The sequence below is a fragment of the Burkholderia sp. L-4 genome (assembly GCF_056856535.1).
Map to the genome: position 1 here is coordinate 221,943 of NZ_JBXEOX010000002.1, position 20,842 is coordinate 242,784.

Here is a 20,842-nt window from a genome sequence, read left to right on the forward strand (position 1 = left end):
GTACGCCCCCGTCCTGGAGATCGGCCCAATGAAGCTCGCCCTGCCCGCCCGGATCCTGGGCCTCGTGTTCGCCGCCGCCATCGTCGCGCCCGGCGCGCACGCCGACACGCCCGTCGTGGTGTCGTCGAAGATCGACACCGAAGGCAACCTGCTCGGCAATCTCGTCGCGCAGGTGCTGAAGGCCCACGGCATTCCGGTCACCGAAAAGATCGCGCTCGGCACGACGCCGATCGTGCGCAAGGCGCTCACGAGCGGCGAGATCGACATCTACCCGGAATACACCGGCAACGCCGCGTTCTTCTTCAACAAGGCCGACGACCCCGTGTGGAAGAACGCCGCACAAGGCTACGACACCGCGAAGAAGCTCGACTATGCGGCGAACCACCTCGTGTGGCTCGAGCCGGCGCCGGCGAACAACACGTGGGGCGTCGCGCTGCTCGCCCCCGTCGCGCAGTCGCAGCACCTGAAGACCCTCTCCGATTTCGGCAAGTGGGTGGCCGGCGGCGGCAAGGTGAAGCTCGCGGCATCGGCTGAATTCGTGAACAGCGCGTCCGCGCTGCCGTCGTTCGAGAAGGCGTACGGCTTCAAGATGAAGCCCGAACAGCTCGTCGTGCTGTCCGGCGGCGACACGGCCGCGACGATCAAGGCCGCCGCGAACCAGACCGACGGCGTGAATGCCGCGATGGTCTACGGCACCGACGGCGGCATCGCGTCGAGCGGCCTCGCGGTGCTCGACGACGACAAGCACGTGCAGCCCGTCTACGCCCCGGCGCCCGTGATCCGCGAAGCCGTGCTGAAAGCGCATCCGCAGATCGCCGACTACCTGAAGCCCGTGTTCGCGAGCCTCGACCTGAAGACGCTGCAATCGCTGAACGCCCGCATCCAGATCAACGGCGAGCCGGCCGCCGGCGTCGCGAAAAGCTACCTGAAAGCGAAGGGCTTCGTTAAATGACGGATCGCGCGGCCGCATCCGCGCGGCGCGTGACACTCGACAAGGTCGGCATCCTGATCGGGGTACTGACGATCGTCGCCGTGTTCGGCCTGTCGTTCGCGGTGCTGCGGCCGAACCGGATCGCGGCCGGCACCGGGCTGTCGGTGTTCGCCGCGCTGCCCGCGATGCAGGGCGCCGCGCTCGCCGCGCTGTGGACCGCCGGCGCGTTGTGGGCGATGACGGCGAGCCGCCCCGCCTGGCGGCTCGCGGCCGGCTGCGCGGGGCTCGCGACGCTGGCGTATGCGGTCGGCGCGGCCGCGCGGCATGTCGTCGCGCCCGACGACATGCTGGCCCGCGTGTCGCCCGACGCGGGCGTCTGGCTGCTGCTGTTCGCGTGGGCCGTGCTCGTCGCCGACGCGCTCGCACGACTCGCGTTCGGCCCGTGGCGGCGCCTCGTCGCGCTCGTCGTCGCGATAGCGGCGATTTCGGTGCCGCTCGCCAGCGGCTGGTGGGACGGCCTCTCGGTGATGCGCGAATACGCGGTGCGCAGCGACGATTTCTGGCGCGAGGCGATCCGTCACGTCTCGCTCGCGGGCGGCTCGGTGGCCGCCGCGCTCGTCGCGGGCCTGCCGCTGGGCATCGCATGCGCGCGCGTCGCGTCCGTGCGGACCCTCGCCATGCCCGTGCTCAACGTCGTGCAGACGATCCCCAGCATCGCGATGTACGGGCTGATGATGGCGCCGCTCGGCCTGCTCGCCGCGCACGTGCCGCTCGCGGCCGCGCTCGGCATCCGCGGGATCGGCGTCGCGCCGGCCGTGCTCGCGCTGTTCCTCTATTCGCTGCTGCCGATCGCCTCGAGCGTCGTGGTCGGGCTCGGGCAGGTGCCGCCGCACGTGACCGAAGCGGCACGCGCGATGGGCATGACGCGCGCGCAGCGGCTGCTGCGCGTCGATCTCGTGCTCGCGCTGCCGGTGATCCTGAGCGGCGTGCGCATCGTGCTCGTGCAGAACATCGGCCTGACCGCGGTGGCCGCGCTGATCGGCGGCGGCGGGTTCGGCACCTTCATCTTCCAGGGGATCGGGCAATCGGCCGCCGATCTCGTGCTGCTCGGCGCGATCCCGACGATCGCGCTCGCACTGGCGGCCGCCGTCGTGTTCGAAGCCGCGACATCGCTCGCGAAGGGGCGTGCAGGATGATCGAGATCGAACGGGTCGGCAAACGCTTCGGCGACGTGGTCGCCGTCGACGACGTGTCGCTGACGATGCAGCGTGGCACGATCACCGCGCTCGTCGGTGCGTCGGGCAGCGGCAAGTCGACGCTCCTGCGCATGATCAACCGGCTGATCGCGCCGACCACCGGCACGATCCGCATCGATGGCGTCGATACGGCGACCGTCGCGCCCGAGCAACTGCGGCGCGGCATCGGCTACGCGATCCAGGGGCATGGGCTGTTTCCGCACTGGAGCGTCGCGCGCAACATCGCGACCGTGCCGCGCCTGCTCGGCTGGCCGCCCGGGCGCATCGACGCGCGCGTGAACGAACTGCTCGACCTGTTCCATCTCGCGCCGGCCGAATTCGCCGGCAAGCTGCCGCACGAACTGTCGGGCGGCCAGCAACAGCGCGTCGGCGTCGCGCGCGCGCTCGCGGCCGAGCCCGCGATGCTGCTGATGGACGAACCGTTCGGCGCGCTCGACCCGATCATTCGCGGCAAGGCGCAGGACGACCTGTTCGCGCTGCAGCGCCGCCTCGGCATCACGGTCGTGATCGTCACGCACGACATCGAGGAAGCGCTGAAGCTCGGCGATACGATCGCGGTGATGGACGGCGGCAGGCTGCTGCAGGTCGCGCCGCCGGCCGAGATTCTCGGCAAGCCGGCGGCCGGTGTCGTCGAGCAGCTCGTCGCGGGGGTCGACCGGCCGCTGCGCCTGCTCGCGCTGACGCCGATCGATACGGTGGCCGAACCCGGCCACGCCGACGGCGAGCCGATCGCCGCGACGCGCACGCTGCGCGATGCGGTGTCCGAGCTGCTGTGGCGCGGCGTCGACGCGCTGCCTGTCGACGACGGCGGCGAGCGCAATGCGCGCCGCATCACGCTCGATGCGATCCGCGCGCATGCGAGGAAGCCCGCATGACGGCGCATGGCAGCGTGCGGCCGACGCGTTCGGCGCTTCCCGCGTACGTCGCCCGCGCGGCCGCGCTCGCGCTGCTGCTCGTGCTGCTGTTGCGCCCCGCGTGGCTGCAGGGGGTATTCGCGCCGTTTGCGGACAACGGCGCGCCGGTCATCTACGATCGTGCGAGCCTGCTCGATCTCACGCTCGCGCATCTCGGCACGGTCGCGCTGTCGAGCCTGATCGGCACGATCGTCGCGGTCGCGGCCGGCATCGCGGTCACGCGGCCGGCCGGCGCGGATTTCCTGCCGGTCGCGCGCAGCGTCGTCGATATCGGCCAGACCTTCCCGCCGGTCGCGGTGCTCGCGCTGGCCGTGCCGGCCGTCGGCTTCGGCCTGAAGCCCGTACTGATCGCGCTCGTGCTGTACGGGCTCCTGCCGATTTTCGAAAGCACGATCGCAGGGCTCGAGGACGTGCCGCGCGACGTCGTCGACGCGGCGCGCGGGATGGGGATGAGCGGCTGGCAGCAACTCGTGTCGGTCGAACTGCCACTCGCGTTTCCGGTGATCGTCAACGGGATCCGGCTCGCGGTCGTGATCAATCTCGGCACCGCGACGATCGGCTCGACGGTCGCCGCGCGCGGGCTCGGAGACGTGATCATCGCGGGCCTGCAGACGTCGAACACCGCGTTCGTGCTGCAAGGTGGCGTGATCGTCGGGCTGCTCGCGGTGGTCGTCAGCGATGCGATCGGGTCGATTGCGCGAGTGGCGAGCGCGCGGCGCGCCTAGAAAACACGGCAACATTTTTCGAAGGAGAAGCCATGGGCGTCCTGGACACCGGCCCGTTTTTTCATGGCACGAAAGCGGATTTGCGGATCGGCGACTTGCTGACGGCGGGCTTCAGATCGAATTATCGGGATGACGTCGTGATGAATCACGTTTATTTCACGGCCCTGCCCAAGGGCGCTGGCCTGGCCGCGGAAATGGCCAAAGGCGACGGCAAGCCGCGGGTCTATATCGTCGAGCCCACCGGGGCATTCGAAAACGACCCGAACGTCACGGACAAGAAATTCCCGGGCAATCCGACGCGCTCGTATCGAAGCACATCGCCTTTGAAGATCGTTGGCGAACTCGATCACTGGGAACCGTACGATCCGGCGTTCATTCAGCAGCTGAGAATCCGCATCGAAACCGGCATCGGCGAGATCATCAACTAGCGGTCATCCGGACTCCGATGCGTGTCCGCGCAACGATTGCCGCGTCGATCGCCGCGTCGATCGTTGCGAACGTCACAAGCCTACACATCGCTTTCATTCGAGCCGGCGCTCGACCGTCTGGCGCGATTGGCCGATATACTGTGCGCCTCCCATTTCCCCGCACTCGACCATGCGACGACGGTTTTTCTGGCTGATCGTGCTCTCGCTCGGCATTGCGCAACAGGTATCGGCCGAGCAAACGCCCGCTATGCCCGCCTCTGCGCCCGACGTGCTGGCATCGGCGCCGGCTGTCGCCTCCGCGCCGCTCGCGAACGCCAACGATCAGCCGAACGAAGCAAACCGCCGCATCACGTCCTACCTGACGAAGAAATTCGGCGTCGCAAGAGAAAAGGCCGCGAAGCTCGCCGATATCGTGAGCGTCACCGCGACGAAATATTCGCTGCCTCCCGCCCTCGTTTACGCCATCATCTCGATCGAATCGCGCTTCCAGGAAAAGGCGCGCGGCCAGCACGGCGCGACCGGGCTGATGCAGGTCGTGCCGTCCGCGCACCGCGGCATGCTGCGCAACGTGAAGGACCTGACCGAACCGAATGCGAACATCGAGGCCGGCTCCCGGATTCTCTCCGGCTACGTGAAAGCGGCCGGCGGCAACGTCCAGGCCGGGCTGAAGAGCTACAGCGGCGGATCCAGCGCGTATGCGGCGAAGGTCATGCAACGGGTCGATTCGTTCCGGTTCGTGCTCGAACCCGATGACGATGCGCAAGCCGCGAATACCGCGAACGACGGGAAGGCGCAGATGGTGCCGGTCAGCGATCCGTCCGGCCCTGCGCCCGCCGCGAACCGCAACGCGAAGTAAGCAATGCGCACCCGCGTTCGCGCGTCGACGATCCGACATATTGCGATTCACAGGCCGAACCATCAATTGTTCCGGTATTTCAGGAACACAAGCGCCAATGGGCGGCAACGTCACATTCTTCGCATATTTCAGGAACGATAAACGCGTGCGGCGGCGCATTCGCGCCGCCGCCCCGTGGAGTCTCCGGATCACCTCCCTCGTGCCTTGATCCAGCCCCCTTTGATCAAAGCTGCCCGGCCGCCCCGGTCCACCGCAAGTAGTCCCCCCGCGTCCAGTCCAGCGACACGCCGACGCGTTTCGTCCCCGGCCGGATCTTCGGCTTGTACACCGACAGCGTGAGCGACTCCAGCGCCGGCCACTCGCGGAACGACAGCACCGCGATATCGGCGACGAGCGTCTCCAGCAGCCGCGTATGCGGCTTGTGCGACAGGAACGACGCGACACGCGCGCAATAGCCGTCGTAATCGATCCACTCGCCCTGCTCGCTCGGCTCGCAGCGATACCCGAGCCGCGCGTCGATCACGATCGGCTGCGGCGCTTCATGCTCGTGCGCATGAATGCCGATCCGCGCGGGCACCTTCAGTTCGTCGACGAACACGCTCCAGCCGCGCCCGCGCAGGCGCGGCGCGTCGATCGCCACGAACGGTTCGTCGAACGGCTTCATGACACGAGCGGCGCCGCGGCGTCGAGCATGATGCGCACGAAATAGTCCGCGAAGCTGCGACGCAGGACGATCTCGAACGTGTCGTCGCCGGTCGGGATCAGCGTGATCGGCGACTTGAAGTAGTGCGACTGCGCGCACTGGCCCGGCTTGAACACGCGCGGATGCAGATCGAGCGGGCAGCCGCGCGCGATCACGTCGCGCACGCGCTCGCCGCTGATCTCGACGACCGTATAACCGCTGCCGACATCGACGGCCGCCGCATACGAACCCTGCACGGCTTCCGCGAGCTTCGCCTCGAGCACGCCGGCCGGCACGGGCCCGTTCGAGCGCACGAGCCACTCGTCGGGGCCGAGCCACAGCACGTCGTACTCGGCGCCACGCGCAACCGTGTTCGGTTCCGCGGGCGGCCGGCAGCCGACCACGCGCTCGAACGCGGCGACGAACGCCGGATCGCTCAACTCGCCGCGCACGTTGACGAGGTCGAGGAAGGGCCGCTCGCGCAGCGTGAACTTCTTCGATGCGCGCGCCTGATGCGGCTTCAGCACATCGGCCGCGCCGACGAACGGCGATTCAAGTGTCACGCCGCCCGCGCCCGCCACCTGCGTCTGGTTTCTCGTTTCATTCCACATGCTGGCGCACCCCTTCGGTATCGTAGAAAACCGGGCTCGAGATCGTCGCGGTGATGCGCTTGCCGTTGGCCAGCGGAATCACGACGCTCTCGCCCATCTTGTTCAGGCCGCCCTTCACCACCGCGAGCGCGATCGAGCGCTTCAGGATCGGGCTGTAGTAGCTCGACGTCACGTGACCGATCATCGGCGTCGGATCGACCGCCGACACCTGCGTGTCCTTCGCGATGATCTGCGCGCCTTCCGGCAGCACGAACTGTTCGTCTTCGGTCAGCAGGCCCACGAACTGCTTGCGGCCTTCCTTCGCGGTGTCCGACCGCGCGAGCGAGCGCTTGCCGAGGAAGTCCTTCGACTTCGCGACGACCCCGCCCATCCCGAGGTCGTACGGCGTGATCGACCCGTCGGTGTCCTGGCCGACGATGATGTAGCCCTTCTCCGCGCGCAGCACGTGCATCGTCTCGGTGCCGTACGGCGTGATGTCGAACTCGGCACCGGCCGCCATCAGCGCTTCCCACACCGCGCGGCCCGCGTTCGCCGGCACGTTCACTTCATAGGCCAGCTCGCCCGAGAAGCTGATCCGCATCACGCGCGCCTTCGCGCCCGCGACGGTACCGTTCCGGTAGCTCATGAACGGGAATGCCTCGTTGCCGAAGTCGATGTCCTGGCACACCTTCTGCACGACCTTGCGGCTCTTCGGGCCGACCACCGCGAACGTCGCCCAGTGGTCGGTGACGGACGCGAGCCGCACCTTCATGTCGGGCCATTCGGTCTGCAGCCAGCGCTCGAGCCACGTGAGCACGCGCGCCGCGCCGCCGGTGGTGGTGGTCATCATGAAATGCTGGTCGGCGAGGCGCACGGTCACGCCGTCGTCGAACACCATCCCGTTTTCGTCGAGCATCAGCCCGTAGCGGCACTTGCCCACTTCGAGCTTGTTCCACGGGTTCGTGTACATCCAGTTCAGCAGCTTCACCGCGTCGGGGCCCTGGATGTCGATCTTGCCGAGCGTCGATGCGTCGAGGATGCCGACGCTGTTGCGCACCGCGAGGCATTCGCGCTTCACGGCCGCATGCAGGTCCTCGCCGTTCTTCGGGAAATACCACGGCCGCTTCCAGTTGCCGACGTCCTCGAACAGCGCGCCGTGCTCGACGTGCCATTCGTGCACGCAGGTCTTGCGGATCGGGTCGAGGAAATCGCCCGTTTCGCGCCCCGCGAACGTGCCGAACGACACGGGCGTGTAGTTCGGGCGGAACGTCGTCGTGCCCGTTTCGGGAATCGTCTTGCCGAGCGCGCCCGCGAGGATCGCCATCCCGTTGATGTTGCCGAGCTTGCCCTGGTCGGTGCCGAAGCCCATCGCCGTATAGCGCTTCACGTGCTCGACCGACTCGAAGCCTTCGCGCGCGGCGAGCAGGATGTCGGCGGCCGCCACGTCGTTCTGGAAGTCGACGAACTGCTTCGGCCCGCGTGCGGCTGCCTCGCGGCTGCCGACGAGCCACAGCGGCTGCAGTGCGCCTTCGACGGTTTCCGCGACCTGCGGCGCGACCGGGCGCTGCGCGGCCGTGAAGCCCGCGGCCTTCGCCGCTTCCACGCCCGCATCGACCGCGAGCCGCAATGCGCGCGCCAGCCCGAATTCGCCGGCCGCCGCGCCGACGCTCGCTTCCGCCTGCACGGGCTTGCCCGGCAGGAAGCAGGCCTTCTCGTCGTTCCAGCAAGCCTTGCCGCCCGACTGCGCGAACAGGTGCAGCACCGGGCTGAAGCCGCCCGACATCGCGACGAGGTCGCACGGGATCGTCTGCAGCTTGCCGCCCACCTGGCCGTTCGTGAGGGACGCGACGTCGACCGACGATACGCGCCACTTGCCCGACGCGGCCGTGACGACCGCCCCGCTCATCACCGTCACGCCCTGCCGCTTCGCGGCGGCCGGCAGCGCGCCGTTCGACGACGCGCGCGAATCGACGACCGTCACCTTCGCGCCGCACGCCTTCAGGTCGAGCGCGGTCTGGTATGCGCGGTCGTTGTTCGTGAACACGATCGCGTTGCGGCCCGGCAGCACGCCGAAACGATGCACGTAGGCGGACACCGCGCCCGCCAGCATCACGCCCGGCAGGTCGTTGTTGCCGAACACGATCGGACGCTCGTGCGCGCCGGTCGCGAGGATCACGCGCTTCGCGCGGACCTTCCACAGCAGCTCGCGCGTGCCCTTGCGCATCGACACCGGCAGGTGATCGGTCAGGCGCTGCGTGACCGTCACGAGGTTGTGGTCCTGGTAGCCGAACGCGGTGCTGCGCGACAGGATCGTCACGTCGGGCAGCTTGCGCAGCTCGGCCTCGATCTTCTCGACCCACTGCAGCGCGGGCTTCGCGTCGATCTCCGCGCGGCACGACAGCAGGCTGCCGCCCAATTCCCGCTGGTCGTCGACGAGGATCACGCGCGCGCCGGCCGTCGCGGCCGCATGCGCGGCGGCGAGGCCCGACGGGCCACCGCCGACCACGAGCACGTCGCAGTGCGCGTAGCACTTGTCGTAGCGATCGGCGTCGAGCACGTCGGGCGCCTTGCCGAGGCCGGCCGCTTCACGGATCTTCTCTTCGTATTTCGGCCACATGTTGCGCGGCCACATGAACGTCTTGTAGTAGAAGCCGGCCGGCATGAAGCGCGAGAACTTCTGGTTGATCGCGTACTTGTCGTTCTCGAGCGTCGGCTCGGCGTTCACGCTCGTCGCGACGAGGCCCTGATACAGCTCGATCTCGGTCGCGCGCGCGTTCGGCACGGTATACGGGCCGGACTCCAGTTGCACGACAGCGTTCGGTTCGGCCACGTCCGCCGTCACGATGCCGCGCGGACGGTGGTACTTGAAACTGCGCGCGACGAAGTGCACGCCGTTCGCGAGCAGCGCGGACGCGAGCGTGTCGCCCTGGAAGCCCTGGTACGTGCGGCCGTTGAACGTGAACGTCAACGGAATCGCGCGATTGATGCGGCCACCGGTGCCGAGGCGGTCTTTCTGGCTCATTTGCTCGTGCCCTCTTCGTGTGCGTTGCCGGCAGCGGCGCCGCTGATGGCAGCCCCACCGAATTTTTCGTAGCCCTTGATATCGTAGGTCACCGTGTCGCGCGTGACCTTGAACCAGCGGCGGCAACCCTGCGTGTGCAGCCATTGCTCCTTGTGCAGCCCGCGCTTGTTCTCGCGCATGAACACGTACTCGCCCCATTCGCGGTCGGTCATGTTCTCGTTGTTGACGGGGCGCACGATGTCGGCTTCACCGCCGCACGAAAATTCGGATTCGGCGCGCGGCCCGCACCACGGACATTCGATCAGCAACATGTTGTTTCTCCTCGTTCAGTGCGCGACGGCGGCAGCGCCGTGCTCGTCGATCAGGTGGCCCGTGTAGAAACGGTCGAGCGCGAACGGCGCGTTCAGCGGATGCGGTTCGTCGCGCGCGATCGTGTGCGCGAACACCCAGCCCGAGCCGGGCGTCGCCTTGAAGCCGCCGGTGCCCCAGCCGCAGTTGAAATAGAGGCCCTTCACGTCGGTCTTGGTGATGATCGGGCACGCGTCCGGCGACACGTCGACGATGCCGCCCCACTGGCGGTTCATCCGCACGCGCGAGAACACCGGGAACATCTCGACGATCGCCTGCAGCGTGCTTTCGATGATGTGGAAGCTGCCGCGCTGGCCGAAGCCCGTGTACTGGTCGATACCCGCGCCGATCACGAGGTCGCCCTTGTCGGACTGGCTGATGTACGCGTGCACCGCGTTCGACATGATCACCGAGTTGACGACCGGCTTGATCGGCTCGGACACCAGCGCCTGCAGCGGGTGGCTTTCGATCGGCAAGCGCACGCCGGCCATGTCGGCGAGCGTCGTCGTATTGCCGGCCGCGACCACCGCGACCTTCTTCGCCTTGATGAAGCCCTTCACCGTATCGACGCCGACCACCGCGCCGCCCTCGCGGCGAATGCCCGTCACCTGGCAGTTCTGGATGATGTCGACGCCGGCGCGGTCGGCGCCGCGTGCGAAGCCCCACGCCACCGCATCGTGGCGCGCGACGCCCGCACGGCGCTGGATCGATGCGCCGAGCACCGGGTAGCGGCTGTTCAGGTTGATCGTCGGCTCGATTTCCTTGATCTGCGCGGGCGTCAGGAATTCGGCGTCGACGCCGTTCAGCCGGTTCGCATTCACGCGGCGCTCGGTGTCGCGCACGTCCTGCAGCGTGTGGGCCAGGTTCATCACGCCGCGCTGGCTGAACATCACGTTGTAGTTCAGGTCCTGCGACAGCCCTTCCCACAGCTTCATCGCCTTCTCGTACAGCGCGGCCGACTCGTCCCACAGATAGTTCGAACGCACGATCGTCGTGTTGCGCGCGGTGTTGCCGCCGCCGATCCAGCCCTTCTCGAGGATCGCGACGTTCGTGATGCCGTGTTCCTTCGCGAGGTAGTACGCGGTCGCGAGGCCGTGGCCGCCGCCGCCGACGATCACGACGTCGTATTCCTTCTTCGGTTCCGGGCTCTTCCACTGCTTTTCCCAGTTCTCGTGATACGAGAGACCGTTGCGGAACAGGCTGAATATCGAGTAGCGGCTCATGTTGTGGTCCTTCGTTAGCATTCGATGACGTTCACGGCGAGACCGCCGCGCGACGTTTCCTTGTATTTCGTCTTCATGTCGGCGCCGGTCTCGCGCATCGTCTTGATCACGGAGTCGAGCGACACGTAGTGCTGGCCGTTGCCCTTGAGCGCCATGCGCGATGCGTTCAGCGCCTTGATCGCGCCCATCGCGTTGCGCTCGATGCACGGGATCTGCACGAGCCCGCCCACCGGATCGCAGGTCATGCCGAGGTTGTGCTCCATGCCGATCTCGGCCGCGTTCTCGACCTGGTCGGGCGTACCGCCCATCACGGCGGCGAGCGCGGCGGCCGCCATCGAGCAGGCGACGCCCACTTCGCCCTGGCACCCGACTTCCGCGCCGGAGATCGACGCGGTTTCCTTGTAGATGATCCCGATCGCCGCGGCCGTCAGCAGGAATTCGACGATGCCGGCTTCGTTCGAGCCCGGCACGAATTTCACGTAGTAGTGCAGTACCGCGGGGATCACGCCGGCCGCGCCGTTGGTCGGCGCGGTGACCACGCGGCCGCCGGCCGCGTTCTCTTCGTTCACGGCCATCGCATACAGGTTGACCCAGTCGAGCATCGACAGCGGGTCGCGCAGCGACTCTTCCGAACGCGCCCGCAGGCGGCCGTTCAGCTCGGCCGCGCGGCGCTTCACGCGCATCGGGCCCGGCAGGTCGCCCTCGACCTTGCAGCCGCGCTCGACGCAGGCGGCCATCGTGCGCCAGATCGCGAGCAGCCCGGCGCGCACTTCGTCGGCGGGGCGCAGCGCGCATTCGTTGCGCATCATCAGCTCGGCGATCGACAGGCCGTGCTCGCGGCACTGGCGCATCAGGTCGTCGCCGGTGCGGAACGGGTACGGCACCTCGACCGCCGCGCGCACGCCGTTCACGCGATCGCCGTCGCGGTTCACGACGAAGCCGCCGCCGACCGAGTAATACTCTTTCTCGACGAGCAGCTGGCCGTGCTCGTCGAATGCCTGGAAGCGCATGCCGTTCGGGTGCACGATGCTCGTGCCGCTCATCAGCTTGCGATAGAAGCCGATGTGCTCCTTTTCGTCGAAGCGCACCGTCTGCCTGCCGAGCAGTGACAGCGTCTTCTCCGCGCGGATCACGGCGAGGCGCGGCTCGATCAGGTCGGGATCGATCGTGTCGGGCAGGTGGCCCTCGAGGCCGAGCAGCACGGCCTTGTCGGTGCCGTGGCCCTTGCCGGTCGCGCCGAGCGAGCCGTACAGCTCGACCCGCACGCGGCGCACGAAGCCGAGCAGGTTCGCGTCCTCGACGTGCGACGCGAAGCGGCACGCGGCGATCATCGGGCCGACCGTATGCGAACTGGACGGGCCGATGCCGATCTTGAACAGGTCGAACGCGCTGACGTTCATCTGGCTTCCTCTGGATGGGCGGTCGTGAAATGTCGTTGGGCCTCAGTACATCAAAGCGTAAAATCGGCCGATAGAACAAAAACGGCATCGGCGTGGGATACCGCCGCCAAGCGCCGCGCCGGCTACCCCGAAAGTGCGTTTTGGCGATGGTTGGCGACGAAAAACCACAAGTCCGGCCGCGGCCGATCGGCGACGCTGGCTGCATCCGCGTCGCCTCCGGCAGCCGCAACCCGCAAACAGTGTGAAACGAGTGAGACCGCCCGCCCGGCGTGACGAGATTGGCCGCGATGACCCCCGACGTACCCGCTTCCCCCCTCGCAGAACCCGCGCCGCGGCGCATCCGCTTCGGCATCGTGCTGCTGCCGAACTTCACGCTGACGGCCTTCTCGGGCTTCGTCGACATGCTGCGTCTGTCGGCCGACGACGGCGACTACAGCAAGCCCGTGCGCTGCGCGTGGAGCGTGATCGGCGAGACGCTCGCGCCGGTGCGCGCGAGCTGCGGGATCCAGATCACGCCGTGGGAGACGTTCGACGCGGCCGAGCCGTTCGATTACGTGGTGGTGGTCGGCGGGCTGCTGCATTCGGGGCCGCAGGCCGGCCCTGAAACGCTCGACTTCATCCGCCGCGCGGCGGCCGGCGGCGCGACGGTCGTCGGCATCTGCACCGGTGTGTTCACGCTGATGCGCGCCGGCGTGCTCGACGGCTACCGGACCTGCGTGAGCTGGTTCCATTACTGGGATTTCATCGAGCGGTTCCCCGCGGCCGATCCCGACCTGCTGATCGCGGACCGCCTGTTCGTGATCGACCGGCGCCGGATCACCTGTTCGGGCGGCCGCGCGTCGATCGATGTCGCGGCGGCGATCCTGCTGCGCCATTTCGATCACGCCACCGTGCAGAAGGCGCTGCGCATCCTGCTCGTCGGCGAGATGCAGAAAGGCAACGCGCCGCAGCCGCACCCGCCGGGCCTCGAACCGGCGACGCACCCGAAGGTCAAGCGCGCGATTCTCCTGATGGAACAACACGTGGGACGCGCACTGCCGCTCGAGGAACTCGCGTGCAAGCTCGACCTGTCGACACGGCAGCTCGAGCGGCTGTTCAAGGCCGAGACCGGCAAAAGCCCGCAGGCATTCGCGAAGCAGGTGCGGCTGCGCACCGCCGCGTGGCTGCTGACGAGTTCGGACCGCACGGTCGCCGATATCGCGTCGAGCTGCGGATTCGCCGACGCATCGCACCTCGGGCGCGAATTCCGCAAGCAGTTCGGCGTGCCGCCGGCAGCCTATCGCGAGCGCGGCGGCGAAGGGGTCGAAGCCGGCGAGCTGGCCGCGGCCGATCCGGTCGAAGACGTCGCCGACTGACGGCGACGCACACCGCCCCTCTTTCCAATCGACCACGCAACCCCACGCGTTCGGGTCGGTTTAGACGGCGTTGGAACCGGTTTCAGTCAACTTAGCCGAAGTTGGTCGTCCAAAATCGAGGGTTATCCCGGATGCTGATACTCACTCAAATTTGTATGATGACCACATCACCTTACAAACCAGAGCGTCATGTTCGAGAAAATTCCCGCCCGTGCGATGAGCGACCACGTCGCGCAGCAACTGCTCAAGCAGATCGAAGTCGGCAGTTTCTCGGCCACCGGCAAGCTGCCGACGGAAGCCGTGCTCGCGCAGGAGTTCGGCGTGAGCCGCACGGTGATCCGCGAGGCGATTTCGCGGCTGAAGAACGAAGGCGTGGTCGAGCCGCGCCAGGGCAGCGGCGTGTTCGTGAACCAGCACGGCGCGATCCGGCCGCTGCGGATCGACTACGCGGAAGCGGTCGAAGCCACGTCGCTGCCGCACCTGCTCGCGGTGCGCCGCGCGATCGAGGCCGAAGTCGCGGCCGAAGCGGCGCTGCGCCACAGCGATGAAGACATGGCCGACATCGACGACGCGCTGCGCAAGATCGACGATGCGGTAGCCGTTGGTCGCGACGGCGTCGCGGAAGACGTCGCGTTCCACCGCACGATCGCGGCCGTCACCGGCAACCCGTATTTCCTGAAGACGCTGCAGTTCCTGAACCAGTACCTCGAAGCCGGCGTGAAGGTCACGCGGCGCAACGAAGCGACGCGCGAGGACTTCTCGCGCCAGGTGCGCGACGAGCATGCGGCGATTGCCGACGCGATCCGCGCACGCGACCCGATGGCCGCGCGCAACGCGGCGCGTACGCACATGTACAACGCCGCCCGCCGTCTCGCGGAAGCCGGCATCTGCTGAAGCCGGCGGCCGCTGCCCGCACGGGCGCCGCCGCCGTCACGAACCTCTCCCGAATCGATCAAGGTTGACCATGTCACGAAATGTTGGAGTCATCGGCCTCGGCGCGATGGGCCTCGGCGTAGCACGCTCGCTGCTGCGCGCCGGCCTGCGCGTGCACGCATGCGACGTGCGCGACACCGTGCTGCAGGCGTTCGCCGCCGAAGGCGGCGTGGCCTGCGCGACGCCGGCCGAACTCGGCGCGCAGTGCGACGTCGTCGTCACGCTCGTCGTCAATGCCGCGCAAACGGAAACGGTGCTGTTCGGCGAACACGGCGCGGTCGCGGCGATGAAGCCGGGCGGCGTCGTGATCGCGAGCGCGACCGTCGCGCCCGAGTTCGCCGTCGCGCTCGGCGCACGCATCGAGGCCGCCGGCCTGCAGATGCTCGACGCGCCCGTGTCGGGCGGCGCCGCACGCGCGGCCTCCGGCGAAATGACGATGATGACGTCGGGCCCGGCCGCCGCGTACGCGGCCTGCGAAGACGTGCTGGCCGCGATCGCCGGCAAGGTCTACCGCCTCGGCGACGCGCACGGCATCGGCTCGAAAGTGAAGATCATCAACCAGCTGCTGGCCGGCGTGCACATCGCGGCGGCGGCCGAGGCGATGGCGCTCGGCCTGCGCGAAGGCGTGGACGCCGACGCGCTGTACGACGTGATCACGCACAGCGCCGGCAATTCGTGGATGTTCGAGAACCGCGTGCCGCACATCCTGAACGGCGACTACACGCCGTTGTCGGCCGTCGACATCTTCGTGAAGGATCTCGGCCTCGTGCTCGATACGGCGCGCCGCAGCAAGTTCCCGCTGCCGCTGTCGGCCACCGCGCACCAGATGTTCATGAGCGCGTCGAGCGCCGGCCACGGCGGCGAGGACGATTCCGCCGTGATCAAGACCTTCCCCGGCATCACGCTGCCGCCCGCCCGCTGATTCGAACGACGTTCCTGCCATGACCGCTTCCGCTTCCCGTCCCCTGCTCGGCTGCATCGCCGACGATTTCACCGGCGCGACCGATCTCGCGAACATGCTCGTCAAGAGCGGCATGCGCACCGTGCAGACGATCGGCGTGCCCGCCGGCGGTGCCACGCTCGACGCCGATGCGATCGTCGTCGCGCTGAAGTCGCGCACGATCCCCGCGGCCGACGCCGTCGCGCAATCGCTCGACGCGTACGCGTGGCTGCGCGCGCAGGGCTGCCGCCAGTTTTTCTTCAAGTACTGCTCGACGTTCGACTCGACCGACACGGGCAACATCGGGCCGGTGGCCGACGCGCTGCTCGACGCGGCCGGCGGCGACTTCACGATCGCGTGCCCGGCGTTCCCGGAGAACGGCCGCACGATCTACCGCGGTCACCTGTTCGTCGGCGACGTGCTGCTGAACGAATCGGGGATGGAGAACCACCCGCTCACGCCGATGAAGGACGCGAACCTCGTGCGCGTGCTGCAGCGGCAGACGAAGTCGGCGGTCGGCCTGATCCGCTACGACACGATCGCGCTCGGCGCGGCCGCCGTGCGCACGCGGATCGAGCAATTGCGCGCGGAAGGCGCGCGCTTCGCGATCGCCGACGCACTGTCGGACCGCGATCTCTACGTGCTCGGCGAAGCGTGCGCGGGCCTGCCGCTCGTTACCGGCGGCTCGGGCATCGCGCTCGGCCTGCCGGCGAATTTCCGCCGCGCGGAGCAATTGCCCGAGCGCGACAACGCGGCGTCGCTGCCGCGTCTCGACGGGCTGTCGGCCGTGCTCGCCGGCAGCGCGTCGAAAGCCACCCACGCGCAGGTCGCCGCGTGGCGCGCGACGCGGCCGAGCTTCCGCATCGATCCGCTCGCGGCGGCACGCGGCGAGCTCGTCGTCGACCAGGCGCTCGCCTTTGCACGCTCGCACCTGCCGCAACCCGTGCTGATCTACGCAACGGCGACGCCCGACGAAGTGAAGGCCGTGCAGCAGGCACTCGGCGTCGAGGCCGCCGGCCATCTCGTCGAAAGCACGCTCGCGGCGATCGCACGCGGCCTGCGCGCGCTCGGCGTGCGCAAGTTCGTCGTTGCCGGCGGCGAAACGTCCGGCGCGGTCGTGCAGGCGCTCGACGTGAAATCGCTGCAGATCGGCGCGCAGATCGATCCGGGCGTGCCGGCCACCGCCACCATCGACGCCGAGCCGCTCGGCCTCGCGCTGAAATCCGGCAACTTCGGCACGACGGACTTTTTCGACAAGGCGCTGCGCGCGCTGGATGGAGCCGCACGATGAGCGACGAAGCGAAACTGCGCGAAGAGATCTGCGTGGTCGGTGCGAGCCTGTATGCGCGCGGCCATGCGGTCGGCAGCGCCGGCAACATCAGCGCGCGCCTGCCCGACGGCTGGCTGATCACGCCGACCGACGCCTGCCTCGGCCGGCTCGACCCGAACGACATCGCGAAGGTCGGCCCGGACGGCCAGTCCGTCTCGGGCGGCACGCCGTCGAAGACGCTCGCGCTGCATCGCGGCATCTACGCGCGCAACGCGGCAGCGAACGGCGTCGTCCACACGCATTCGACGCACCTCGTCGCCCTGACGCTCGCGGGCGTGTGGCGCGACACCGACGTGCTGCCGCCGATCACGCCGTACTACGTGATGAAGGTCGGCCACGTTCCGCTGATCCGCTACCGCCGCCCCGGCGACCCGGCCGTCGCCGCCGAGGTCGCGGCGCTGGCCGACCAAGTGCGCGGCGTGCTGCTCGACCGCCTCGGCCCCGTGATGTGGGGGCCGTCGGTATCGCAAGCGTCGTACGCGCTCGAGGAGCTCGAGGAGACGGCGCGGCTGTGGCTGATGACGAACCCGAAGCCCGAGCCGCTGTCCGACGCGGCGCTCGACGCGTTGCGCCAGCGCTTCGGCGCACGCTGGTAACGCCGCGCACCGCGCGCGTCACGCACCGATTCCCATGCCCGCCGTGTGCGCGGGTCTTTCCGTCAGCACACACACACGATCCGGCGGCGTACGCGCCGCCGGCACACGATATTCAAGGAGACGACGATGACTGCTCTCGACGCGGCCGCAAGCCGCTCGCCCGCCGCGCCCGCCCAGGCGGCCGAACTCGACCGCACCTACAAGAAAGTGTTCTGGCGCATCGTGCCGTTCCTGATGCTCTGCTACGTGGTCGCGTATCTCGACCGCGTGAACGTCGGCTTCGCCAAGCTGCAGATGTCGCAGGATCTCGCGTTCAGCGAAACCGTGTTCGGGCTCGGCGCGGGCATCTTCTTCCTCGGCTACTTCCTGTTCGAGCTGCCGAGCAACCTGCTGATGCACCGCATCGGCGCGCGCATCTGGATCGCGCGGATCATGATCACGTGGGGCCTGCTGTCCGCGCTGTTCGCGTTCGTGAAGACGCCGACGCAGTTCTACGTGCTGCGCTTCCTGCTCGGCCTCGCGGAAGCCGGCTTCTATCCGGGGGTGATCCTGTACCTCACGTACTGGTTCCCGTCGCACCGGCGCGCGAAGATCATCGCGGTGTTCATGTCCGCGATTCCCGTGTCGGGCATCTTCGGCAACCCGCTGTCGGGCTGGATCATGGAGCGCTTCCACGGCGGCTCGGGCTTCCACGGCTGGCAATGGATGTTCATGATCGAAGCCGTGCCGGCCGTGCTCGTCGGCATCGCGACGATCCTGTATCTCGACAACAGCATCCGCGGCGCGAAGTGGCTCGACGAGCGCGAGAAGCAGCTCCTCGAGGACGAAATCGCCGCGCAGCCGCAGGAACGGCAGCAGCACGGCCATTCGCTGAAGGCCGTGTTCTCGGACCCGCGCATGTGGTGGATGTCGCTGATCTATTTCGCGTTCGTCACGGGCCAGTACGGCCTCACGTTCTGGATGCCGACGCTCGTGAAATCGACCGGCATCACCGACACGCTGCAGATCGGCCTGCTGTCCGCGATTCCATTCGTCGTCGCGATCGTCGTGATGAACCTGTTCGGCCACAGCGCGGACAAGCGCCGCGAACGCCGCTGGCACCTGATCGTGCCGGCGCTGATGGGCGCGGTCGGGTTTGCGGTCGCCGCGTCGTACTCGCACAATACGGCGGTGTCGATCGTGTTCCTGTCGCTCGCGGCAGGCGGCGTGCTGACCTGCGCGCCGCTGTTCTGGTCGCTGCCGACCGCGTTCCTCGCGGGCTCCGCGGCCGCGGCCGGGATCGCGATCATCAACTCGGTCGGCAACCTCGCCGGGTTCGCGAGCCCGTACGTGATCGGCTACCTGAAGGACGTCACGCACAGCACGTCGTCCGGCATGTACGTGCTGGCCGCGATGCTCGTGATCGGCGCGCTCGCCGTGTGGCTCACGCCCGCGAAACTCGTGAACCGCTGATCCGGCCGCCTTCATTCGACGCGGGGCGCATGGCGCCCCGCCCCAATCATTCACAGGACCCGCTGCCATGCCACGCTTCGCCGCCAACCTCTCGATGATGTACACCGAGCATGCGTTCCTCGAACGCTTCGCCGCTGCCGCGTACGACGGCTTCAAGGCCGTCGAGTACCTGTTCCCGTACGACTTCGCGGCCGAGGACATCCGCGCGCGTCTCGACGCGCACCATCTCGAACAGGCGCTGTTCAACGCGCCGCCGGGCGACTGGGCCGCGGGCGAACGCGGCATCGCGTCGCTGCCGGGCCGCGAGGACGAGTTCCGGCGCGGCATCGACCAGGCGCTCGACTATGCGCGCGTGCTCGGCAACAAGAAGCTGCACGTGATGGCCGGCATGGTCGCGCCGGGCGCCGACCGCGCGCGCCATCGCGACACCTACCTCGCGAACCTGCGCCATGCGGCGCAAGCCGCCGCCGCGCACGGCATCACGGTCCTGATCGAGCCGATCAACCCGCGCGACATGCCCGGCTATTTCCTGAGCCGCCAGGACGACGCGCAGGCGATCCGCGCGGAAATCGGCGCGCCGAACCTGAAGGTGCAGTTCGACTGCTACCACTGCCAGATCGTCGAAGGCGATCTCGCGATGAAGCTCAAGCGCGATTTCGCGGGCATCGGCCACATCCAGATCGCCGGCGTGCCCGAGCGCCACGAGCCGGATGTCGGCGAACTCAACTACCCGTACCTGTTCGCGCTGATCGACGCGCTCGGCTACGACGGCTGGATCGGCTGCGAATACCGCCCGAAGACCGGCACGTCGGAAGGCCTCGGCTGGCTCAGGCCGTACCTGTAATTCACGCATTCCTCAGAGGGCAACGAACATGAAAGTACTGATCACCGGCGGTGCCGGCTTTCTCGGCCAGCGTCTCGCACGCAAGCTGCTCGAGCGCGGCGAGCTGACCGGCCCGGACGGCCGGACCGGCAAGATCGACGAGCTGGTGCTGCTCGACGTCGTCAAGGGCAGCGATTTCGGCGACGCGCGCGTGACGTCGATCGTCGGCGACATCGCGGATCGCGCCGTGCTCGAAAGCGCGATCGACGCGCGGACGGGCGCGATCTTCCACCTCGCGGCGATCGTCAGCGGGCAGGCCGAAGCCGATTTCGATCTCGGCATGCGGATCAACCTCGACGCGTCGCGCGCGCTGCTCGAAGTGTGCCGCGCACGCGGCCACCGGCCGCGCGTCGTGTTCACGAGCTCCGTCGCGGTGTATGGCGGCACGCTGCCCGACGTCGTGCAGGACGATACCGCGCTGAACCCGCAATCGTCGTACGGCGCCGAGAAGGCGATCGCCGAGCTGCTGCTGTGCGACTACGCGCGGCGCGGCTTCGTCGACGGCCGCGTGCTGCGGTTGCCGACCATCAGCGTGCGGCCGGGCCGGCCGAACGCCGCCGCGTCGTCGTTCGCGAGCGGCATCGTCCGCGAACCGCTGAACGGCGAGGAAAGCGTCTGCCCGGTGCCCGGCTCGACGCGGCTGTGGCTGCTGTCGCCGCGCGGCGCGATCGACGCGCTCGTCGCCGGTTGCGAGCTCGACGGCGCGACGCTCGGCAACAAGCGCGTGATCAACCTGCCGGGCCTGTCGGTCTCGGTCGACGAAATGATCGAAGCGCTGCGCGAGGTCGCGGGCAACGAGGTCGTGAAGCTGATCCGTCATGCGCCCGACGAACGCATCGAGAAGATCGTCGGCAGCTGGCCGGGCCGCTGGGACACGTCGCGCGCGGAAGCGCTCGGGTTGAAGGGCGATACGTCGTTCGCCGACGTGATCCGCGGTCATATCGCCGACGCGCAGCGCTGACTCGCGCGTCGCGCCTC

At 68.3% G+C, this 20,842-nt stretch carries 20 protein-coding genes; 14 read left to right on the forward strand and 6 right to left on the reverse strand.

The window, feature by feature from the left end; genetic code table 11:
• The first annotated feature begins 28 nt into the window (after window positions 1-28).
• The 6 genes from osmF to AC1VVG_RS17790 all read left to right on the forward strand — a co-directional run bounded on the left by osmF (window position 29) and on the right by AC1VVG_RS17790 (window position 5,110).
• Complete coding sequence (gene osmF / locus AC1VVG_RS17765) at window positions 29-952, forward strand: glycine betaine ABC transporter substrate-binding protein OsmF (protein WP_069705516.1); 924 nt, start codon at window positions 29-31, stop codon at window positions 950-952.
• Window positions 949-2,127, forward strand: coding sequence for an ABC transporter permease (locus tag AC1VVG_RS17770; protein WP_069705517.1), 1,179 nt, complete (start codon window positions 949-951; stop codon window positions 2,125-2,127). Before osmF ends, AC1VVG_RS17770 begins: the two co-directional genes overlap by 4 nt.
• On the forward strand, window positions 2,124-3,062 hold the full coding sequence (locus AC1VVG_RS17775) for an ABC transporter ATP-binding protein (protein WP_200087877.1): 939 nt from the start codon (window positions 2,124-2,126) through the stop codon (window positions 3,060-3,062). The genes AC1VVG_RS17770 and AC1VVG_RS17775 overlap by 4 nt, the downstream gene beginning before the upstream one ends.
• The gene (locus tag AC1VVG_RS17780; protein ID WP_482835960.1) at window positions 3,059-3,826 is read left to right on the forward strand and encodes an ABC transporter permease; all 768 of its coding nucleotides are present in this window, start codon (window positions 3,059-3,061) and stop codon (window positions 3,824-3,826) included. The genes AC1VVG_RS17775 and AC1VVG_RS17780 overlap by 4 nt, the downstream gene beginning before the upstream one ends.
• A gap of 32 nt (window positions 3,827-3,858) precedes the next feature.
• Window positions 3,859-4,254, forward strand: a complete 396-nt coding sequence (gene arr / locus AC1VVG_RS17785) for an NAD(+)--rifampin ADP-ribosyltransferase (protein ID WP_049036444.1) — start codon at window positions 3,859-3,861, stop codon at window positions 4,252-4,254.
• Between the two features lie 169 nt (window positions 4,255-4,423).
• Window positions 4,424-5,110 (forward strand): lytic transglycosylase domain-containing protein, encoded by a 687-nt coding sequence (locus tag AC1VVG_RS17790; RefSeq protein WP_482835961.1) that lies wholly within the window; start codon window positions 4,424-4,426, stop codon window positions 5,108-5,110.
• A 223-nt stretch (window positions 5,111-5,333) separates the two neighbouring features.
• Here AC1VVG_RS17790 and AC1VVG_RS17795 read toward each other — a convergent pair whose 3' ends face one another.
• The 6 genes from AC1VVG_RS17795 to AC1VVG_RS17820 are packed head-to-tail and all read right to left on the reverse strand — an operon-like array spanning window position 5,334 to window position 12,375.
• The gene (locus AC1VVG_RS17795) at window positions 5,334-5,774 is read right to left on the reverse strand and encodes a dihydroneopterin aldolase (protein WP_034186032.1); all 441 of its coding nucleotides are present in this window, start codon (window positions 5,772-5,774) and stop codon (window positions 5,334-5,336) included.
• Window positions 5,771-6,403: a sarcosine oxidase subunit gamma gene (locus AC1VVG_RS17800; RefSeq protein ID WP_049036441.1), complete on the reverse strand. Its 633-nt coding sequence runs from the start codon at window positions 6,401-6,403 to the stop codon at window positions 5,771-5,773. The genes AC1VVG_RS17795 and AC1VVG_RS17800 overlap by 4 nt, the downstream gene beginning before the upstream one ends.
• Window positions 6,393-9,404, reverse strand: a complete 3,012-nt coding sequence (locus AC1VVG_RS17805) for a sarcosine oxidase subunit alpha family protein (protein WP_059556933.1) — start codon at window positions 9,402-9,404, stop codon at window positions 6,393-6,395. The genes AC1VVG_RS17800 and AC1VVG_RS17805 overlap by 11 nt, the downstream gene beginning before the upstream one ends.
• Window positions 9,401-9,715, reverse strand: coding sequence for a sarcosine oxidase subunit delta (locus AC1VVG_RS17810; protein WP_034186029.1), 315 nt, complete (start codon window positions 9,713-9,715; stop codon window positions 9,401-9,403). The genes AC1VVG_RS17805 and AC1VVG_RS17810 overlap by 4 nt, the downstream gene beginning before the upstream one ends.
• 15 nt (window positions 9,716-9,730) lie before the next feature.
• Entirely contained in the window at window positions 9,731-10,975 is a 1,245-nt protein-coding gene (locus AC1VVG_RS17815; protein WP_006480591.1) for a sarcosine oxidase subunit beta family protein, read from the reverse strand.
• A 14-nt stretch (window positions 10,976-10,989) separates the two neighbouring features.
• Window positions 10,990-12,375, reverse strand: coding sequence for an L-serine ammonia-lyase (locus tag AC1VVG_RS17820; protein WP_034186028.1), 1,386 nt, complete (start codon window positions 12,373-12,375; stop codon window positions 10,990-10,992).
• A 287-nt stretch (window positions 12,376-12,662) separates the two neighbouring features.
• On the opposite strand from AC1VVG_RS17820, the gene AC1VVG_RS17825 reads away from it, so the two are divergent.
• The 8 genes from AC1VVG_RS17825 (at window position 12,663) to denD (ending at window position 20,825) form a co-directional block, all read left to right on the forward strand.
• The gene (locus tag AC1VVG_RS17825) at window positions 12,663-13,730 is read left to right on the forward strand and encodes a GlxA family transcriptional regulator (RefSeq protein WP_034186204.1); all 1,068 of its coding nucleotides are present in this window, start codon (window positions 12,663-12,665) and stop codon (window positions 13,728-13,730) included.
• A gap of 189 nt (window positions 13,731-13,919) precedes the next feature.
• Window positions 13,920-14,624, forward strand: coding sequence for a FadR/GntR family transcriptional regulator (locus AC1VVG_RS17830; protein ID WP_034186027.1), 705 nt, complete (start codon window positions 13,920-13,922; stop codon window positions 14,622-14,624).
• A 70-nt stretch (window positions 14,625-14,694) separates the two neighbouring features.
• Window positions 14,695-15,585 (forward strand): L-threonate dehydrogenase, encoded by an 891-nt coding sequence (gene ltnD, locus AC1VVG_RS17835; protein ID WP_049029526.1) that lies wholly within the window; start codon window positions 14,695-14,697, stop codon window positions 15,583-15,585.
• Between the two features lie 19 nt (window positions 15,586-15,604).
• On the forward strand, window positions 15,605-16,894 hold the full coding sequence (gene otnK / locus AC1VVG_RS17840) for a 3-oxo-tetronate kinase (RefSeq protein WP_482835962.1): 1,290 nt from the start codon (window positions 15,605-15,607) through the stop codon (window positions 16,892-16,894).
• Window positions 16,891-17,529 carry a 3-oxo-tetronate 4-phosphate decarboxylase gene (gene otnC, locus AC1VVG_RS17845; RefSeq protein ID WP_049029523.1) on the forward strand — a complete coding sequence of 213 codons (639 nt, stop codon included), beginning with the start codon at window positions 16,891-16,893 and terminating at the stop codon, window positions 17,527-17,529. Before otnK ends, otnC begins: the two co-directional genes overlap by 4 nt.
• A gap of 126 nt (window positions 17,530-17,655) precedes the next feature.
• Window positions 17,656-18,981, forward strand: coding sequence for an MFS transporter (locus tag AC1VVG_RS17850; protein WP_059556935.1), 1,326 nt, complete (start codon window positions 17,656-17,658; stop codon window positions 18,979-18,981).
• A gap of 67 nt (window positions 18,982-19,048) precedes the next feature.
• Entirely contained in the window at window positions 19,049-19,825 is a 777-nt protein-coding gene (gene otnI / locus AC1VVG_RS17855; RefSeq protein WP_482835963.1) for a 2-oxo-tetronate isomerase, read from the forward strand.
• A gap of 28 nt (window positions 19,826-19,853) precedes the next feature.
• On the forward strand, window positions 19,854-20,825 hold the full coding sequence (denD, locus tag AC1VVG_RS17860; RefSeq protein WP_482835964.1) for a D-erythronate dehydrogenase: 972 nt from the start codon (window positions 19,854-19,856) through the stop codon (window positions 20,823-20,825).
• The last annotated feature ends 17 nt before the right edge of the window (window positions 20,826-20,842 follow it).

Coding starts and splice junctions, on each gene's coding strand:
- otnC (WP_049029523.1), top strand. CDS start 16,891: ATGAGCGACGAAGCGAAACTGCGCGAAGAGATCTGCGTGGTCGGTGCG.
- AC1VVG_RS17850 (WP_059556935.1), top strand. CDS start 17,656: ATGACTGCTCTCGACGCGGCCGCAAGCCGCTCGCCCGCCGCGCCCGCC.
- AC1VVG_RS17825 (WP_034186204.1), top strand. CDS start 12,663: ATGACCCCCGACGTACCCGCTTCCCCCCTCGCAGAACCCGCGCCGCGG.
- AC1VVG_RS17820 (WP_034186028.1), bottom strand. CDS start 12,375: ATGAACGTCAGCGCGTTCGACCTGTTCAAGATCGGCATCGGCCCGTCC.
- osmF (WP_069705516.1), top strand. CDS start 29: ATGAAGCTCGCCCTGCCCGCCCGGATCCTGGGCCTCGTGTTCGCCGCC.
- AC1VVG_RS17770 (WP_069705517.1), top strand. CDS start 949: ATGACGGATCGCGCGGCCGCATCCGCGCGGCGCGTGACACTCGACAAG.
- arr (WP_049036444.1), top strand. CDS start 3,859: ATGGGCGTCCTGGACACCGGCCCGTTTTTTCATGGCACGAAAGCGGAT.
- AC1VVG_RS17830 (WP_034186027.1), top strand. CDS start 13,920: ATGTTCGAGAAAATTCCCGCCCGTGCGATGAGCGACCACGTCGCGCAG.
- otnI (WP_482835963.1), top strand. CDS start 19,049: ATGCCACGCTTCGCCGCCAACCTCTCGATGATGTACACCGAGCATGCG.
- AC1VVG_RS17805 (WP_059556933.1), bottom strand. CDS start 9,404: ATGAGCCAGAAAGACCGCCTCGGCACCGGTGGCCGCATCAATCGCGCG.
- AC1VVG_RS17800 (WP_049036441.1), bottom strand. CDS start 6,403: ATGTGGAATGAAACGAGAAACCAGACGCAGGTGGCGGGCGCGGGCGGC.
- ltnD (WP_049029526.1), top strand. CDS start 14,695: ATGTCACGAAATGTTGGAGTCATCGGCCTCGGCGCGATGGGCCTCGGC.
- AC1VVG_RS17780 (WP_482835960.1), top strand. CDS start 3,059: ATGACGGCGCATGGCAGCGTGCGGCCGACGCGTTCGGCGCTTCCCGCG.
- AC1VVG_RS17775 (WP_200087877.1), top strand. CDS start 2,124: ATGATCGAGATCGAACGGGTCGGCAAACGCTTCGGCGACGTGGTCGCC.
- AC1VVG_RS17815 (WP_006480591.1), bottom strand. CDS start 10,975: ATGAGCCGCTACTCGATATTCAGCCTGTTCCGCAACGGTCTCTCGTAT.
- AC1VVG_RS17795 (WP_034186032.1), bottom strand. CDS start 5,774: ATGAAGCCGTTCGACGAACCGTTCGTGGCGATCGACGCGCCGCGCCTG.
- AC1VVG_RS17790 (WP_482835961.1), top strand. CDS start 4,424: ATGCGACGACGGTTTTTCTGGCTGATCGTGCTCTCGCTCGGCATTGCG.
- AC1VVG_RS17810 (WP_034186029.1), bottom strand. CDS start 9,715: ATGTTGCTGATCGAATGTCCGTGGTGCGGGCCGCGCGCCGAATCCGAA.
- denD (WP_482835964.1), top strand. CDS start 19,854: ATGAAAGTACTGATCACCGGCGGTGCCGGCTTTCTCGGCCAGCGTCTC.
- otnK (WP_482835962.1), top strand. CDS start 15,605: ATGACCGCTTCCGCTTCCCGTCCCCTGCTCGGCTGCATCGCCGACGAT.